The organism is Shinella sp. 1A1, assembly GCF_055379515.1.
Map to the genome: position 1 here is coordinate 2,374,010 of NZ_AP039671.1, position 16,177 is coordinate 2,390,186.

General features: G+C 65.7%; 14 protein-coding genes. 2 read left to right on the forward strand and 12 right to left on the reverse strand.

The window, feature by feature from the left end; translation table 11 throughout:
* Window positions 1-42 precede the first annotated feature (42 nt).
* Window positions 43-1,428 (reverse strand): aspartate aminotransferase family protein, encoded by a 1,386-nt coding sequence (locus ACZ48C_RS11725; RefSeq protein ID WP_464781213.1) that lies wholly within the window; start codon window positions 1,426-1,428, stop codon window positions 43-45.
* 437 nt (window positions 1,429-1,865) lie between these two features.
* On the opposite strand from ACZ48C_RS11725, the gene ACZ48C_RS11730 reads away from it, so the two are divergent.
* On the forward strand, window positions 1,866-2,540 hold the full coding sequence (locus ACZ48C_RS11730; protein WP_162911374.1) for a GntR family transcriptional regulator: 675 nt from the start codon (window positions 1,866-1,868) through the stop codon (window positions 2,538-2,540).
* A 101-nt stretch (window positions 2,541-2,641) separates the two neighbouring features.
* A complete protein-coding gene (locus tag ACZ48C_RS11735) occupies window positions 2,642-4,591 on the forward strand; it encodes a hybrid sensor histidine kinase/response regulator (protein ID WP_464781214.1) in 1,950 nt (649 codons plus the stop codon).
* 63 nt (window positions 4,592-4,654) lie between these two features.
* On the opposite strand, the gene ACZ48C_RS11740 is transcribed toward ACZ48C_RS11735, so the two are convergent.
* From ACZ48C_RS11740 to ACZ48C_RS11790, 11 genes are all read right to left on the reverse strand, one after another.
* Window positions 4,655-5,152, reverse strand: coding sequence for a RidA family protein (locus tag ACZ48C_RS11740; RefSeq protein WP_205536200.1), 498 nt, complete (start codon window positions 5,150-5,152; stop codon window positions 4,655-4,657).
* A 133-nt stretch (window positions 5,153-5,285) separates the two neighbouring features.
* Window positions 5,286-5,702 (reverse strand): c-type cytochrome, encoded by a 417-nt coding sequence (locus tag ACZ48C_RS11745; RefSeq protein WP_454632050.1) that lies wholly within the window; start codon window positions 5,700-5,702, stop codon window positions 5,286-5,288.
* Window positions 5,703-5,747: 45 nt separating this feature from the next.
* Window positions 5,748-7,349, reverse strand: a complete 1,602-nt coding sequence (locus ACZ48C_RS11750) for a flavin monoamine oxidase family protein (protein WP_464781215.1) — start codon at window positions 7,347-7,349, stop codon at window positions 5,748-5,750.
* A gap of 37 nt (window positions 7,350-7,386) precedes the next feature.
* On the reverse strand, window positions 7,387-7,773 hold the full coding sequence (locus ACZ48C_RS11755) for a c-type cytochrome (RefSeq protein ID WP_119256763.1): 387 nt from the start codon (window positions 7,771-7,773) through the stop codon (window positions 7,387-7,389).
* 340 nt (window positions 7,774-8,113) lie between these two features.
* A complete protein-coding gene (mmsB, locus tag ACZ48C_RS11760; RefSeq protein WP_464781216.1) occupies window positions 8,114-9,004 on the reverse strand; it encodes a 3-hydroxyisobutyrate dehydrogenase in 891 nt (296 codons plus the stop codon).
* Window positions 9,001-10,083, reverse strand: a complete 1,083-nt coding sequence (locus ACZ48C_RS11765) for an enoyl-CoA hydratase/isomerase family protein (protein ID WP_464781217.1) — start codon at window positions 10,081-10,083, stop codon at window positions 9,001-9,003. Before ACZ48C_RS11765 ends, mmsB begins: the two co-directional genes overlap by 4 nt.
* Window positions 10,067-11,452 carry a dihydrolipoyl dehydrogenase gene (gene lpdA, locus ACZ48C_RS11770; protein WP_464781218.1) on the reverse strand — a complete coding sequence of 462 codons (1,386 nt, stop codon included), beginning with the start codon at window positions 11,450-11,452 and terminating at the stop codon, window positions 10,067-10,069. Before lpdA ends, ACZ48C_RS11765 begins: the two co-directional genes overlap by 17 nt.
* A 4-nt stretch (window positions 11,453-11,456) precedes the next feature.
* Window positions 11,457-12,725: a dihydrolipoamide acetyltransferase family protein gene (locus ACZ48C_RS11775; protein WP_464781219.1), complete on the reverse strand. Its 1,269-nt coding sequence runs from the start codon at window positions 12,723-12,725 to the stop codon at window positions 11,457-11,459.
* A 2-nt stretch (window positions 12,726-12,727) separates the two neighbouring features.
* Window positions 12,728-13,741: an alpha-ketoacid dehydrogenase subunit beta gene (locus tag ACZ48C_RS11780; protein WP_313193680.1), complete on the reverse strand. Its 1,014-nt coding sequence runs from the start codon at window positions 13,739-13,741 to the stop codon at window positions 12,728-12,730.
* Window position 13,742: 1 nt separating this feature from the next.
* Entirely contained in the window at window positions 13,743-14,975 is a 1,233-nt protein-coding gene (locus ACZ48C_RS11785; protein ID WP_464781220.1) for a thiamine pyrophosphate-dependent enzyme, read from the reverse strand.
* 63 nt (window positions 14,976-15,038) lie between these two features.
* Complete coding sequence (locus ACZ48C_RS11790; protein ID WP_464781221.1) at window positions 15,039-16,166, reverse strand: acyl-CoA dehydrogenase family protein; 1,128 nt, start codon at window positions 16,164-16,166, stop codon at window positions 15,039-15,041.
* Window positions 16,167-16,177: the final 11 nt, after the last annotated feature.

Genomic DNA, 16,177 nt, shown 5'->3' on the forward strand with positions numbered 1-16,177 from the left:
CGGAAAAAGGGCGCCGCGGTCGACGCAGCGCCCCTTGCCGTCTCAGTTCAGGTTTTCTTCGGCGCGCCACTTGGCGGTGTCGTCGAGCGCCTTGCGCAGGCGGTTCACCGTCTCGTGCACCTGCTCCTCGGTGATGATGAGCGGCGGGCAGAGGGCAACGACGTCGCCGATGGCGCGGACGATGAGGCCATGTTCATGGCCGGCGGCGAAGGCGCGGGCGCCCGCCTTGCCGGCAGCGGCGAAGGGACGGCGGGTCTCCTTGTCGGCCACCATCTCGATGCCGGCGATGAGGCCGGCGCCGCGTACTTCCCCGACCAGCGGGTGATCGGCCAGTTCCGCCAGGCGCGCCTGGAAGATTGCGCCCATGCGGGCGGCATTGCCGATGAGGTCGCGCTCCTCGATGATCTTGAGGTTCTCGAGGCCGACGGCGGTCGCGACCGGGTGGCCGGAGGCGGTGAAACCATGGCCGAAGGTACCGATCTTCGCAGTGTTGTCGGCAATCGCGTTATAGACCGCTTCGGTGAAGACGACGGCCGCAAGCGGCATGTAGGACGAGGTCAGCTGCTTGGAAATGACCATGATATCGGGCGTGAAGCCATAGTGCTCGCAGCCGAAGCTCGTGCCGAGGCGGCCGAAGCCGCAGATCACTTCGTCGGCGATGAGCAGGATATCGTACTTGCGGCAGAGCGCCTCGATGCCCTTCCAGTAGCCGGCCGGCGGCGGCATGACGCCACCTGCAGCCATCAGCGGCTCGCCGATGAAGCCGGCAATGGTTTCGGGGCCTTCCTCGAGGATCACGGCCTCGGCTTCGGCGATCAGGCGCGCGGTGAACTGCGCCTCGCTCTCGCCGGGCTGGCCGAAGCGGTAGAAGTGCGGGCAGGTCAGGTGACGGACCGGGATCGCCGGCAGGTCGAAGTCGCGGTGGTTGTTCGGCAGGCCCGTCAGGCTGCCCGAAGCGATCGTGATGCCGTGATAGGCGCGGGTGCGGGCGAGGAACTTCTTCTTCTGCGGGCGACCCAGCGCATTGTTCATGTACCACACCATCTTGATCATGGTGTCGTTGGCTTCCGAGCCGGAGCTGGTGAAGAAGACGCGGGTCAGCGGCTCCGGCGTCATCTCGACGATCTTCTCCGACAGGCGGATGGAAGGCTCGTGCGCCTTGTGGCTGAAGGTGTGGTAGTAGGGCAGCTTGGCCATCTGATCGGCCGCGGCCTTCACGAGGCGCGGTTCGTCGAAGCCGATGGCGACCGACCAGAGGCCCGCAAGACCCTCGATATATTCCTTGCCGGCGTCGTCGTAGATATAGATGCCCTTGCCGTGGTCGATGATCATCGGGCCCTGGCGCTCATGGGCGCGGGCATCCGTATAGGGATGCAGGGTGGTCGTGATATCCGCATGGGCCAGCGAATTGGAGAGCGTGCCGCTCATTTCTATTCCTCCTTCGGGCTTTTCCGCCAGCGCGGAACCCCGGCGGCGGATGCAAGGCGCCCGCCGCATGCATATGTCTCGGCATCCTCGGGATGGCCGTTCGAAAACCGGAGGCGGCGCGCCGGGCGCCCGCCTCCGGCGGTGGCAGTGACACGCCGCGCGCTCACCCGTCAACGCCCGCGAATCCGGTGCGGGAGCGTCATCGAGCCTGACAGAGGGCGTTTGCGACAGATGGAGCCTGAACGCGACCACGATTTCGACAACACGCGTCTGGATTGTGGTTTTGTCCCGCCCTAGAATGGATCGCTTCCGGCGAAAGAAGGCACTGTCCTTTCTTCTGTCTAGTGTTATAACACATTCAACATGCCGTCCGATGTTTTTGGTGTCAAGCCATCTGTTGGGTGTTATGACGAGTTGCGCACAAGGGGAGAGCCTATTTGACGATCCGTGACATCCCAGATGCTGGGGCGAACGCGCCGGAACTGTCGCCGGTATCCCGGGACATGCTTCACGAGCAGATCTACGACATGCTGAAGCGCAACCTGATGATGGGCCGCTTCACTCCCGGGCAGAAGCTCCCGCTACGCGGCCTCGCCAAGAGCCTCGGCACCAGCCTGATGCCGGTTCGCGACGCGCTGCAACGGCTCGAAAGCGTCGGCAGCGTGGTCTCCACGCCCAACCGGACCATGATGGTGCCGATCTTCAGCACCAAGGAATTGCAGGATATCCGCACCCTGCGCTCCATCCTCGAAAGCGCGGCCCTCGAGCGCGCGGTGGAGAACCGCACGGACGAGGAACTGGAAAAGCTCAAGGCCCATGTCGCCGACATCTTCCGCTCGGCCGAGATCAACGACCTCGACCTCTTCCTGGAAGCCAATTACCATTTCCATATGCTGATCGCGGAAATGAGCCGCCTCTCCTTCATCGCCCAGCTTCTGGAACCGTTGTGGATGCATATCGGTCCGTCCGTGCGTCATTCCGTACCGAACGAGGCGATGTTCCAGAGCTCCGCCCAGAACCACAAGGACGTCTACGACGCCATCGTCGCCCGCAACGCCAGGGCGGCGAGCGAAGCCCTGCAGCGCGATATTTCCGAAGGCTACAACTTCTAACGTTCCGGCCGGCAGAACCGGCGGAAGGCCCCGATAAAGGTTCGCGGCAGGGAACCTAATGGATGCTGCCGCGTTTTTGTGGGCCAGCCGCGGGGGACGAAATGTTGAAAGCCGAAATACCCATGCTCGACGTGGAGGACCGCTACCGGCTCCTGATCGACGCGATTACCGACTACGCCATTTACATGCTCGACCGGGAAGGCAGGATCGCCAGCTGGAACGCCGGCGCGAGCCGCTTCAAGGGTTATGCGGCAGAAGAGGTCCTGGGCACGCATTTTTCCCGCTTCTATCGCCCCGCCGACCGCGAACGCGGGCTTCCGGCACGCGCGCTGCGACATGCCATGGACGAGGGCCGTTTCGAGGACGAAGGCTGGCATGTCCGCAAGGACGGCTCCGAATTCTGGGCCCATGTCATCATCGATCCCATCCACGACAGGAACGGCGCCCTCATCGGCTTCGCCAAGATCACGCGGGATCTTACCGAACGCCGGCAGGCCGAGGAACAGTTGCGCAAGGCCGAGCAGCAGTTCCGCCTTCTCGTGCAGGGCGTGACGGACTACGCCATCTACATGATGGATGCGGAAGGCCGCGTCTCCAGCTGGAACGCCGGCGCGGAGCGCATCAAGGGCTACCGGCCGAATGAGATCATCGGCCAGCATTTCTCCCGCTTCTTCCCCGAGGACGACAGGAATGCCGGCGTCCCGCAGCAGGCGCTGGAAGCCGCAAGGCGTGACGGGCGCTACGAATCGGAAGGCTGGCGGCTGCGCCGGGACGGCACGCGGTTCTGGGCCAATGCCATCATCGACGCCATCCGGGACGACCGGGGACAGCTGATCGGCTTTGCCAAGATCACCCGCGACATCACGGAAAAGCGCGATGCGCAGAGGGCGCTCGAACTGGCGCGCGAAGAACTCTTCCAGGCGCAGAAGATGGAAGCGCTCGGCCAGCTCACGGGCGGCGTCGCGCACGACTTCAACAACCTGCTGATGGCGATCCAGGGCAGCCTCGATCTTCTGAAAAAACGCACCACGCTGGCGCCGGAGGCCCAGTCGCTCATCGACAACGCCCTGCTGGCCACCCAGCGCGGCGCCTCGCTGACACAGCGGCTGCTCGCCTTCTCGCGGCGGCAGGACCTCGACTTCGAGCCGGTCGACCTGCCGAACCTGGTACGCGACACCGCCGACATGCTCCAGCGCGCCATCGGCCCGACGATCGTCGTCACGACCGATTTTCCGCCGGACCTGCCGCCCGTCCGCACCGACCCGAACCAGTTGATCAACGCGCTGCTCAACCTTGCGATCAATGGCCGGGACGCGATGCCGGAGGGCGGGTCGCTCTTCATCGGCGCGCGCCTCGAGCGCGATCCGCAGGCGACACATGCGGACCTGCAGGGTGCGGCCTATATCTGTCTTTCCGTGATCGATGCCGGTCATGGCATGGATCCGGCCACGCTCAAGGAAGCGACGGCGCCCTTCTTCACCACCAAGGGCGTCGGCAAGGGAACGGGGCTCGGCCTTTCCATGGTGCAGGGCCTGATGGCGCAGACGAACGGCAAGCTCGTGCTCCGCTCGCAGGAAGGCGCCGGCACAACGGCCGAGCTGTGGCTTCCCATCATGGAGGAGCCCTTCCGGAAGACCGTACCCGACGAGGCCCGAACGGCAGCCGAGACCCCGCCCGCCGCGGCCACCCTGACCGTGCTTGCGGTCGACGACGATCCGCTCGTCCTGATGAACACCGTCATGATGCTGGAGGACATGGGCCATACCGTCATCGAGGCCACATCCGGCGCAAAAGCGCTGGCCGTGCTCGCCGAGCGGCCTATCGATCTCCTCGTCACCGATCAGGCCATGCCTCAGATGACGGGCTCGCAACTGAGCGAAATCGTGCGCGAGCGCTGGCCGCACATCCCGGTCATCCTAGCGACCGGCTATTCCGAGCTGCCGCCGGAAGCGCGCGCGGACCTGCTGCGCCTGTCGAAGCCGTTCAGCGAGCGCCAGCTTGAAGACGCCCTGCGGCGCGCCCTCTCCGCCTCTCCCTGTCCCCAACGATAATGCCTCCGCCGAGGATCTCGACGGAGGCATGACATATTCCGGACCGGTGAGGGGCCGAACCGCTCAGGGGCGGGCGGCGATCACTTCGATCTCAACGAGGAAGCCGGGACCGGCAAGACCGGCCACCTGGAACACCGAGCGCGCCGGCAGGTTGGGCTGCTCCTTGGTCCCGAAGAACTGGGTATATCCTTCCATGAAGCCCTTGAAGTCCATCTTGCTCTCCTTGGAAGGATCGCCGACGAGGAAGACCTGCATCTTCACCACGTCGCTCATCTTCAGATCCATGCCGGCAAGCGTCTTCTCGATCGACTGGAGCGCCGAGACGGTCTGCGTCTTGGTATCGCCATAGGCTTCGATCGAGCCCTTCGGCGCCTTCTCGTCGGCGACCGAGGCCAGCGCGCCGCTGACATAGACCGTCGTCATGCCGGCCGGAATCTCGACCGCCTGCGCAATGGGGAAATCCGAGTTCGGGATCTTGTGCCGCGTCACCTCCGCCGCGAAGGCACCGCCGGCCGTTGCCATCAATGTCGAAAGAACGATCGCACCCGTCATGAATTTCATTGTCAAAGCTCCGTCATGCAAAGCGCCGCGAACGAAGCCGTCCCGCAGGCGCTCAAATCCTGATTGGCCCCGGCGAAAAACCCACCGGGACCGTGATGTCGAAGGCGGCGGCCCTGCGGCCGCCGCCATTGTCTCAGCGCGCGTCCTTCACGTCCTCGGCCGTCGCTGCATCCTTGTAGTCGTTGCCGAAATGGGTCCGGACATAGTTCACCACGGCGGCGACCTGCTCGTCCGTCATCATCTGCCCGACGGGCGGCATGCCCTTCTGGCCGTGCAGGATGACATAGATCGGGTAGCCCGCCGATTCGAGGTTCTCGTTCTTGGCGAGCGGCGGATATTTCCCCGCCCCGACAGCCCCCGCGCCCTCAGGCATGTGACAGGCCTGGCAGACATTGGAGTAGATCGCCTCGCCGGTCTTTTCGGAGAAGGTGTCGCCCTGACTGAGCGTCGCACCGGCCGAATCCGCCAGCGCGGTTCCCGTGGAAAGGGCGGCCAGCGACACGGAGAAGAGCGTCGCAAGCCCCCAGGCGTATTTTCTATCTTTCGACATGGCAGAATGCCTCACTGAATTCTTGGGATTCAACTAACCGGACGCTCAACCCTGCATCACCCGCTTGTGCAGGCGCTCGATGGCGTTGATCGAGGAGAGGATCGCACCTTCCTGCCACGCCGGAATGTACGACGCGTGCTCCCCGGCAAGAACGATGCGGCCATCGATCTCGCAGAGATTGTCGTAGTGCTCCTTGCGGGCTTCGTCCGTCCAGTCGCCGGCGCAGCCGAGGGTGAACGGAGAGCGGTGCCATGCCCAGGACACGCCGTTTTCGAACTCGTCCTTGTATTGGGGATGGATGATCATGCCCTGCTCGACAGCTTTCTTGACGCGGTCCTGCGGCTCCAGCGCCGAGAACTCGTAGGACGCCGGACCGTTCCAGGTATAGCAGCCGAGCAACACGCCCTTCCCGCCCTTGTTGAAGTCGGTGCTGGGGTAGGAAATATTGGTGATCGGCAGATCCGTATAAGTAACGCCGCCGAAGATGAGATCGTCTTCTTCCCAGAAGCGGCGCTTCATCTGCAGGCCGACCTTGACCGACGATGCATAGGGCACCGCGCCGATGGCCGCCTTCATCTTGTCCGAGACCTGGATGTCGATCTGGCTGAGGATGGTGAGCGGGATCGTGCAGACGCACCAGTCGGCGCTTTCCGTATGGGTCTCGCCGGGCTTGCTCGTGTCCTCATAGGTGACGGTCACGCCCTTGTCGCCCTGCTCGATCTTCACCACCTTCGCGTTGAAGGTGATGAGGTCCTTGACCTCCTTGGCGAAGGCGTCGCCGATCCGGCCCATGCCGCCGACCGGCTGGAACATGGTGGTCTGGAACTCGTAGAGCGCGAAGTTGGCAAGCGCGCCCCAGAGGCCGGAGGAGAGCAGTTCCTTGAAGGCCAGCGGCTCGCCGGGGACCGGCTCGGCACCAAGGCCGCCGCCCGGGTCCTTCTCGTAGCCGCGGAACTCGCCCGAGACCGCGCCCTTGGCATATTTGTAGTCCTTGTCGAGCGCACCCCAGGAACGAAGCGCCTCGAGCAGGATCTCCTGGTCTTCCTTGCCGACGCCCTCTTCGAGCTTGCCCTTCTGCGTGACCTTGGCGAGCAGTTCGGAGACATGGCCCTGGAAGTCGATCTTCACGTCGCGCACGCGCTGCGGCTTGCCGCCAAATCCCTTGGTGGAATGCAGGAGCGCATTGTGATTGATCTGCTGGAATGGCTCGAGCTGTACGCCGAGCCGGCGGCAATAGGCGAGCAAGCCATTGTGATGATAGGGAATTCGCCAGGGACCCGGATTGATGTAGAGGCCTTCGTCGAACTCGCATTTCTGCGTGAAGCCGCCGAGTTCCGTCACGGTGTCACCGCCGCGGATCGTCCAGTTGCGGCCGCCCGCGCGGTTGTTGTATTCGAGAACCTTCACCTTGTAGCCGGCCTGGCGCATTTCCATCGCGGCCAGCATGCCGGCAAGGCCGGCGCCGAGGATCAGGACCGAGGCGCCCTTGGGATCGCCGTCGAGTTTCACCGGCCCCTTGTAGCCGGACTCGGCGGCAAGGCCGAGCGTCGTCATCGCCTGGTACATGGCCGCGGTGCCGGCCGTCAGGCCGATCATCTGCAGCAGCCGGCGCCGGCTCATGCCGATATAGGGTTGTTCAGTCATCATTTCCCACCTCATTCGATTTCGTTGGACTGCCGATGCATCACTGGTTCTGGGAAAACTGCTTCAGATAGGCGATGACATTGGCGATGTCCTCGTCGGTCTTGAGCCCCGCGAAGGCCATTTTGGTCTTCGGGACGACATCCTTCGGCTTGCGCAGGTAATTGGTCAGGCTCTCGTCGTTCCACACGAGACCGCCTTCCCCCGCCTCCTTCATGGCCGGGGAATAGCTGTAGCCGGCATAGGTGCCTGCCGTGCGCCCGATCACCCCTTTCAGGGACGGACCGACCCTGTTGGTTTCCTGATCGGCGACGTGGCACGCCTTGCATTTGTTGAAGACCTTCTGGCCCAGTTCGGCATCCTGCGCGAAGGCGCCGGATGCGACAGCGAGGGCGAGAGACATGGGGAACAAGGCGGTAAAAACACGCATTTTTCTCACCTGTGAGACATGGATACATTAGCATGTAAAAACGAAAAAACTGGCATTCGTTATTTACAAGCCCATATACATAGCGCTCCGTGAGCGGCGTCAATTACTTGAAGAGAAAAATTTAAACTTGACAAATCTGCACTACTTAACACGTGCAGCATCTCGTTCGCGCGCCTGTTTTAGCACTTCGAAACAGGCGGATCGCCGGTTCCACAGTGCTTGCAGCGCAGCCGACGACAGAGGACCTTCGACCGGAAAACGCCCCCGGCCGCCCCGATCCTCCTTCCCCGCCATGACCGGAGGAGCGAAACATAATTAACAAGTTCATCATGTCGCGCCGCTAGCCGGCGGCAGGCCCCTCCCGCAGCATGGCGATGATGGCGGAAAAATCCTTCGCGCCCGCCCCTTCGTCGGCGAATCGCTGGTAGAGCGCCGCCGCCCCGGCGCCGAGCGGGGTCACGGTACCGGTATCCTCCGCCGCCGCCTGCGACAGCTTCAGGTCCTTCAGCATCAGCGCCGCGGCGAAGCCCGGCTCGTAATCGTGGTTAGCGGGCGAGGTCGGGACGGGCCCCGGCACCGGGCAATAGGTGGTCAGCGACCAGCATTGCCCCGAGGAGACCGAGGCAACGTCGAACAGCGCCTGATGCGAGAGACCGAGCCGCTCGCCGAGCACGAAGGCCTCGCCCACGGCGATCATGCTGATGCCGAGGATCATGTTGTTGCAGATCTTCGCCGCCTGGCCGGCGGAGGCGCCGCCGCAATGGATGATCTTCCTGCCCATCGCCTCGAAGACCGGCTTTGCCCCGGCAAAGACCCCCGCGTCGCCCCCCACCATGAAAGTGAGCGTGCCGGCCGAAGCGCCCCCGGTGCCGCCCGAGACGGGCGCATCGAGCGCCGGACAGCCATGCGCCTCGGCCAGCGCATGGGCCTTGCGGGCGCTCGCCATGTCGATGGTGGAGCAATCGATGAGCAGCGTTCCGGTGGGCACGATGGCGACGAGGTCCTGCCACACCGAAAGCACATGCGTTCCGGCCGGCAGCATGGTGATGACGAGGTCCGCGCGGGAAACCGCCTCGCCGATGGAGGCGACGGTCGCCACGCCGTTTTCCCGCGCCAGGTCGAGCGAGGCGGCGGAAAGGTCGAAGCCGCGCACGACATGGCCGGCCTTCACGAGATTTGCGGCCATCGGGCCGCCCATATGGCCGAGGCCGATGAATGCGATGGAGTTCATGGGCGTTCTCCTTTTCCCGTTGCGCCGGCAAAGAGCGGCTTTGCCCCCGGCTCGAAGAAGGCGGCGATGTCCTCTTCGGTGACGTCGGCCAGTTGCGCCGGGCGCCAGCGCGGATTGCGGTCCTTGTCGACCACCGCGGCCCTGACGCCCTCGTAGAAATCGTGGCTGCGCAGCACCGCCGCCGTCGCTACGAATTCCCGCTCCAGGCAGGCTTCGAGCGCGGCTTCCTTCCGCCCGAGCCGCAGCAGGCGCAGCGTCACCTTCAGGCTGAGCGGCGATTTCGTCCGCAGGATGCCGAGCGCCCTTGCGGCGAAGTCCGATCCGTCCCGCTCCAGCGCCGCGAAAATCGCCTCCACGGTGTCGAAGGCGAAGAGCCGGTCGATCAGCACCCGCTGCCCGGCGATCTCTCCCGGCGTCGGTGTTTCCGCGAAGGCGGCAATGGCGGCCGAGACATCGGCATGGGAAGCGGTGGCCGGCAAGCCGGACAGCTTTTCGGCCAGTGCCGTAAGGCGCTCCGAAGGTATATGGCTGTCGGCAAGGCCGAAGGCGATCACGTCGCCCGCCGCAAGCTGCTCGCCGGTGAGCGCGGCATAGGTGCCGAGCTCGTCGTTCCTCCGCGTCAGGAACCACGAGGCGCCGACATCGGGGAAGAAGCCGATGCCGGTCTCCGGCATGGCGAACCGCGTCCGCTCCGTGACGATGCGATGGCTGCCATAGACCGAAACCCCGACCCCGCCGCCCATGACGATGCCGTCCATGAAAGTGACATAGGGCCTTGCCAGCCGGGCGAGGCGCGCATTCATGCGATATTCCTCGCGCCAGAAATCGACGGGCTCCGGCGAGCCGGCCCTTCCGCCGTCATAGATCATGCGGATATCGCCGCCCGCGCACAGCCCCCGCTCGCCCTCGCCGGTGAGAAGCACGGCGGCGACCGCGGGATCGGCCTCGAAGGCATCCAGTGCTGCCTCGATGTCGCGCACCATCGCAAGCGTCAGGCTGTTGAGCGCCTTCGGCCGGTTGAGCCGGATGCGGCCGAGCGAGCCTGTTCGGTCGATCAGGGTCTCAGATGTGAAGGGCATGGCCAAGGGCTTTCAATGCGGCTTCCTGCAAGCCTTCGCTGCGGGTCGGATGGGCATGGATCGTGCCGGCGATGTCCTCCAGCCGCGCGCCCATTTCGAGCGCCAGCGAAAAAGCGCTGGAGAGTTCCGAGACGCCAGCGCCGACTGCCTGAAGGCCGAGCACGAGGTTGGTGTCCGCCCGCGCCACGGCGCGCACGAAGCCGTCCTCCGACTGGGTCGTCATGGCGCGGCCGTTGGCGTTGAAGGGGAAGAGGCCGACGCGGACCTCGTAGCCCTGCGCGCGCGCCTCGTCAGGCGAAAGGCCGGCGGTGACGATCTCGGGATCGGTGAAGCAGACGGCGGGGATGGCGCGCTTGTCCCAGACGCGCTTGCGCCCGGCGACGATCTCCGCGACCATCTCGCCCTGCGCCATGGCGCGATGCGCCAGCATCGGCTCGCCGGTGACGTCGCCGATGGCGTAGACGCCGCGCATCGAGGTGCGGCAATGCTCGTCGATGCGGATGAAGCGGCCGGCGCGGTCGAGGTCGAGTTCTTCGAGGCCCCAGCCGTCCGTGCGCGGCCTGCGGCCGACGGTGACGAGCACCTTGTCCGCGGCGATCCGCTCCTCCTTGCCGGCGATCTCCACCGCCAGCGCCTCACCCGAATAGTTCTTCGCCTTCGCGCCGGTCAGCACGCGCACGCCAAGCTCACCGAGACGCTTGGCGACGGGCTTGACGAGTTCGCCATCGTATTGCGGCAGGACCTGCGCCATCGCCTCGACCACCGTCACCCGCGCGCCGAGCTTGGCAAAGGCGGTGCCGAGCTCCAGCCCGATATAGCCGCCGCCGACGACGGCAAGCGATTTCGGAACCTCCGGCAGGGAGAGCGCCCCGGTGGACGATAGGACCGCCCCGCCGAAGGGCAGCGCCGGCAGTTCGACGGGCTCGGAGCCGGTGGCGATCACCACCGTCTCGGCGCGGATGAGCTGGGTTCCCGTCTCGGTCTCGACCTCGACCGTCTTGCCGTCGCGGAATCGCGCCGCGCCATGCACAATCTTGACCTTGGCCTTGCGCAGGAGGCCGAGCACGCCGCTGTTCAGCCGGCCGACGATGCCGTCCTTCCAGCGGACGGTCTGGGCAAGGTCGAGCCGCGGCGTCTCGACGGTGATGCCGAGCGCGTTGAGGCCTGCCGTATGGCGGAGCCTGTCGAATTCCTCCGCCGCGTGGATCAGCGCCTTGGAGGGGATGCAGCCGACATTGAGGCAGGTGCCGCCGGCCTTCGTCTTCTCGACGATGACGGTATCGACGCCGAGCTGGCCGGCGCGGATGGCGCAGATGTAGCCGCCGGGGCCGGCGCCGATGACGAGGAGCTTGCAGACGATCTCTTTCATGTCATCAGCCTTCGATGAAGATCAGCGCGGGGGTTTCGAGAAGCGCCTTGAGCCGCTGGACGAAGACCGCCGCATCCCAGCCGTCGACGATCCGGTGGTCGAAGCTCGACGACAGGTTCATGATCTTGCGCGGGATGAACTGGCTGCCGTCCCAGACGGGCCGCATCATGATCTTGTTGACGCCGACGATCGCCACTTCCGGGTGGTTGATGATCGGCGTCGTGACGATGCCGCCGAGCGCGCCGAGCGAGGTGATGGTGATGGTCGAGCCGGAAAGCTCCTCGCGCGCCGCCGTGCCGTTGCGGGCGGCATCGGCGAGACGAACGAGTTCGGCCGCACTGTCCCAGATCGACCGCGCCTCGGCATGGCGCACGACCGGCACCGTCAGGCCGGCAGGCGTCTGCGTGGCGATGCCGATATGCACGGCGCCGTAACGCGTGACGATGCCGGCATCGTCGTCGAATGTGGCGTTGACGCCGGGCTGCTCGGCGAGCGTCCTCACCAGCGCCCGCATCAGGAAGGGCAGGATGGTGAGCTTCTGCTGGTCGGGCTTGCGGCCGGCATTCATCGTGGCGCGCAGGTCTTCCAGGTCGGTGACGTCCACCTCCTCCACATAGGTGATATGGGGAATACGGGAGGCCGCAAGGCGCATCTTCTCGGCGATGCGGCGGCGCAGGCCCGTGACCTTGATCTCCTCCGTCGCGGTCTTGCGGGCAAGCCCGGCCGGCGCGGCGGCGGGCTCGCCCCCACGCGCGATGAACCGGTCGAGATCGTCATGGGTGATGCGGCCGGCCGGGCCGCTGCCCGACACCTGCCGCAGATCGACCCCGGCCTCCTGCGCCCGCAGCCGGACGGCGGGCGAGGCAAGCGGCCGCTCCGCCGGCTCCCGATGGACGGGACGCTCGGCCGGTTTTTCCGGTGCCGGGTCCCTTACCTTTTCAACCGACTTCGTTTCGGTAACCGGCTCGGCCTTCGCAACGGGTTCGGTCGCGGGTGGCAGGACCGCCTCTTCGTTGGGCGCTTCGCCTTCCCCCGCAACCTCGATGCGCAGCAGCGGCGCCTTGACGGCGACGATGTCGCCGATCTCGGCGCCGAGCCAGAGCACCGTGCCATCGACCGGAGAGGGTATCTCCACCGTCGCCTTGTCGGTCATGACGGCGGCGAGCACCATGTCCTCGCGCACCGGATCGCCCGGCTTGACGTGCCATTCCACAAGCTCGGCCTCGGCCACGCCCTCGCCCACATCGGGCATCTTGATGACGAACTCGCCCATCCTCAGCCCTCCATCACTTCCTGCAACGCCCGGCCGACGCGGGCGGGGCCGGGAAAGTAGTCCCATTCCTGCGCATGCGGATAGGGCGTGTCCCAGCCCGTCACGCGCACCACCGGCGCTTCGAGGCTGTAGAAGCAGTGTTCCTGCACCAGCGAAACGACCTCGCCGCCGAAGCCGGAGGTCAGCGTCGCCTCGTGCACGACGACGCAGCGGCCGGTCTTCTTCACCGACTGCACGATGGTGTCGAGGTCGAGCGGCAGCAGGCTGCGCAGGTCGATCACCTCGGCGTCGATCCCCGTTTCCTCGGCGGCGGCGAGCGCCACATGCACCATCGTGCCGTAGGCGACGACGGTGACCGCGCTGCCCGGCCGGCGGATTTCCGCCTTGCCGATGGGGATCGTGTAGTGCCCCTCCGGCACCTCGCCGAGCTCATGCTTCGACCAGGGCGTGACGGGCTTTTCGTGATGGCCGTCGAAGGGGCCGTTGTAGAGGCGCTTGGGCTCGAGGAACATCACCGGGTCCGGGTCCTCGATCGCCGCGATCAGCAGGCCCTTGGCATCGTAGGGATTGGAGGGAACGATCACCTTCAGCCCGCAGACATGGGTGAACAGCGCCTCCGGGCTCTGGCTGTGCGTCTGGCCGCCGAAGATGCCGCCGCCGGTCGGCATGCGCACGACGATGGGGCAAGTGAAATCGCCGTTGGAGCGGTAGCGGATGCGCGCCGCCTCCTGGGTGATCTGGTCATAGGCCGGATACATGTAGTCGGCGAACTGGATCTCGACGCAGGGTTTCAGCCCATAGGCCGCCATGCCGATGGCCGTGCCGAGGATGCCGGATTCGTTGATCGGCGCGTCGAAGCAGCGCGTCTTGCCGTATTTGGCCTGCAGCCCCTGCGTCGCGCGGAAGACGCCGCCGAAATAGCCGACGTCCTCGCCGAAGACGACGACCCCGTCGTCGCGTCCCATCGAGACGTCCATGGCGCTGCGCACCGCCTCGATCATCGTCATTCTTGCCATGTCAGTATCCTGCCTTCTGCCGCTGGCGGCGGATATGGGCGGGCATTTCCGCATAGACGCCCTCGAAGATGTCGCGCACCGAGGGCTTGCCGCCCGCATGCAGCGTGCCGTGGCTTTCGGCCTGCTTCTGCGCCTGGATCACCTCGTCGAGGATCTCGGCCTCGGCCTGCGCATGGCGCTCCTCCGACCAGACGCCGCGCAGGACGAGGTGCTTCTTCAGCCGCAGCACCGGATCGCCGAGCGGCCAGGCCTCCGATTCGGTCTTCGGCCGGTAGGCGCTCGGATCGTCCGAGGTGGAATGGGCGCCGACGCGGTAGGTGACATATTCGATCAGCGTCGGCCCGAGATTGCGCCGCGCCCGCTCGGCCGCCCATTTCGCGACGGCATGGACGGCGAGGTAGTCGTTGCCGTCGACGCGGAGCGCCGGGATGCCGAAGCCGAGGCCGCGGGCGGCGAACGTGCCCGAACCGCCGCGGGCGATGCCCTGGAAGGTCGAGATGGCCCACTGGTTGTTGACGATGTTGAGGATGACCGGTGCCTTGTAGGTCGAGGCGAAGACGAGGGCGGAATGGAAATCGGATTCGGCCGTCGAGCCGTCGCCGATCCAGGCGGCGGCGATCTTCGTGTCGTTGCGGATGGCGGAGGCCATGGCCCAGCCGACGGCCTGCACATATTGCGTGGCGAGGTTCCCGGAGATGGTGAAGAAGCCGTGCGCCTTCGACGAATACATGATCGGCAATTGCCGGCCGCGCAGGGGATCGGCCTCGTTCGAGTAGATCTGGTTCATCATCTCGACCATCGGATAGTCGTCGGCGATGAGAAGGCCCGCCTGCCGGTAGGTCGGAAAGTTCATGTCGCCCTTGGCGAGCGCCTTGCGGAAGGCGCAGCTCACCGCCTCCTCGCCGAGATGCTGCATGTAGAAGGAGGTCTTGCCCTGCCGCTGCGCCATCAGCATGCGCGCATCGAAGGCGCGCAGCTTCATCATGTTGCGCAGGCCCGTCAGCAGCTCCTCGTCGGAGAGCAGCCCGGCCCAGGGGCCGACCGCCTCGCCGTCGCGATTGAGCACGCGGATGATGGAATAGGCGAGATCGCGGATCTCCTCCGGCGCGACGTCCACCGCCGGGCGCGGCACCGCGCCGGCCTTGGCGATCTTGACGTTGGAGAAATCCGGCTGGCCGCCGGGCCGGACCGCCGGCTCGGGAACGTGAAGGCTCAGATGCGGAACCTCGTTCATGTCCTGTCATTCCTCCCTTGTGGACCGCCCCGCCGCCTCCCTGCGACGGGTACGGTCCCGGCCTCAAAGATTGCGCGCGATGACGATGCGCTGCACGTCGCTCGTTCCCTCGTAGATCTGGCAGATGCGGACGTCGCGATAGATACGTTCCACCGGATAATCCGCCATGTAACCGTAGCCGCCATGGATCTGGATCGCGTCGGAGCAGACCCGTTCGGCCATTTCCGAGGCGAAGAGCTTGGCCATCGAGGCTTCGGTGAGGCAGGGCTGGCCCGCCTCCTTCAGCCCGGCGGCATGCAGCACCATCTGGCGCGCCGCCTCGATCTGCGTCGCCATGTCGGCGAGCCGGAAGGCGACGGCCTGGTGCTCGATGATCGGCGAACCGAAGGCCGTGCGCTCGCGGGCATAGTCGCGCGCCGCCTCGAAGGCCGCCCGCGCCATGCCGACGGACTGCGCGGCGATGCCGATGCGCCCGCCTTCGAGGTTCGAAAGGGCGATCCGGTAGCCCTCGCCCTCCGCGCCGAGCCGGTTTCCGGCGGGAACGCGCATGGCGTTGAAGGCGATCTGGCAGGTATCGGAGGAGTGAAGGCCGAGCTTCTGCTCCACCCGCACGACCTCGTAGCCCGGCGTTTCGGTCGGCACGATGAAGGCGGAAATGCCCTTCTTGCCGGCATCGGGATCGGTGACGGCGAAGACGATGATGACATCGCCGTTTTTGCCCGAGGTGATGAACTGCTTGGCCCCGTCGATGACGTAATGGTCGCCGTCGCGGCGGGCGCGGGTCCTGAGATTGGAGGCGTCGGAGCCAGCCTGCGGCTCCGTGAGCGCGAAGCCGCCGATCCATTCACCGGAGGCAAGCTTCGGCAGGAAGCGCTGCTTCTGCTCATCGCTGCCGTATTTCAGGATCGGCACGCAGCCGACGGAGCTGTGCACGCTCATGATGGTCGAGCACGGCCCGTCGCCGCTGGCGATCTCCTCCAGCGCCACGGCATAGGCGACCGTACCCGTCTGCGAGCCGCCATAGGCCTCCGGCACGAGCATGCCGAGGAAGCCGAGCTCGCCCATCTCCTTCAGTTCCGCGCGGGGGAAGCGGCTCTCCGCATCCCGCTCAGCCGCGCCCGGCGCCAGCCGCTCGCGGGCGAAATCGCGGGCCATGTCGCGGATCTGGCTCTGCTGTTCCGTCAGGATCATGGTCCGGTCTC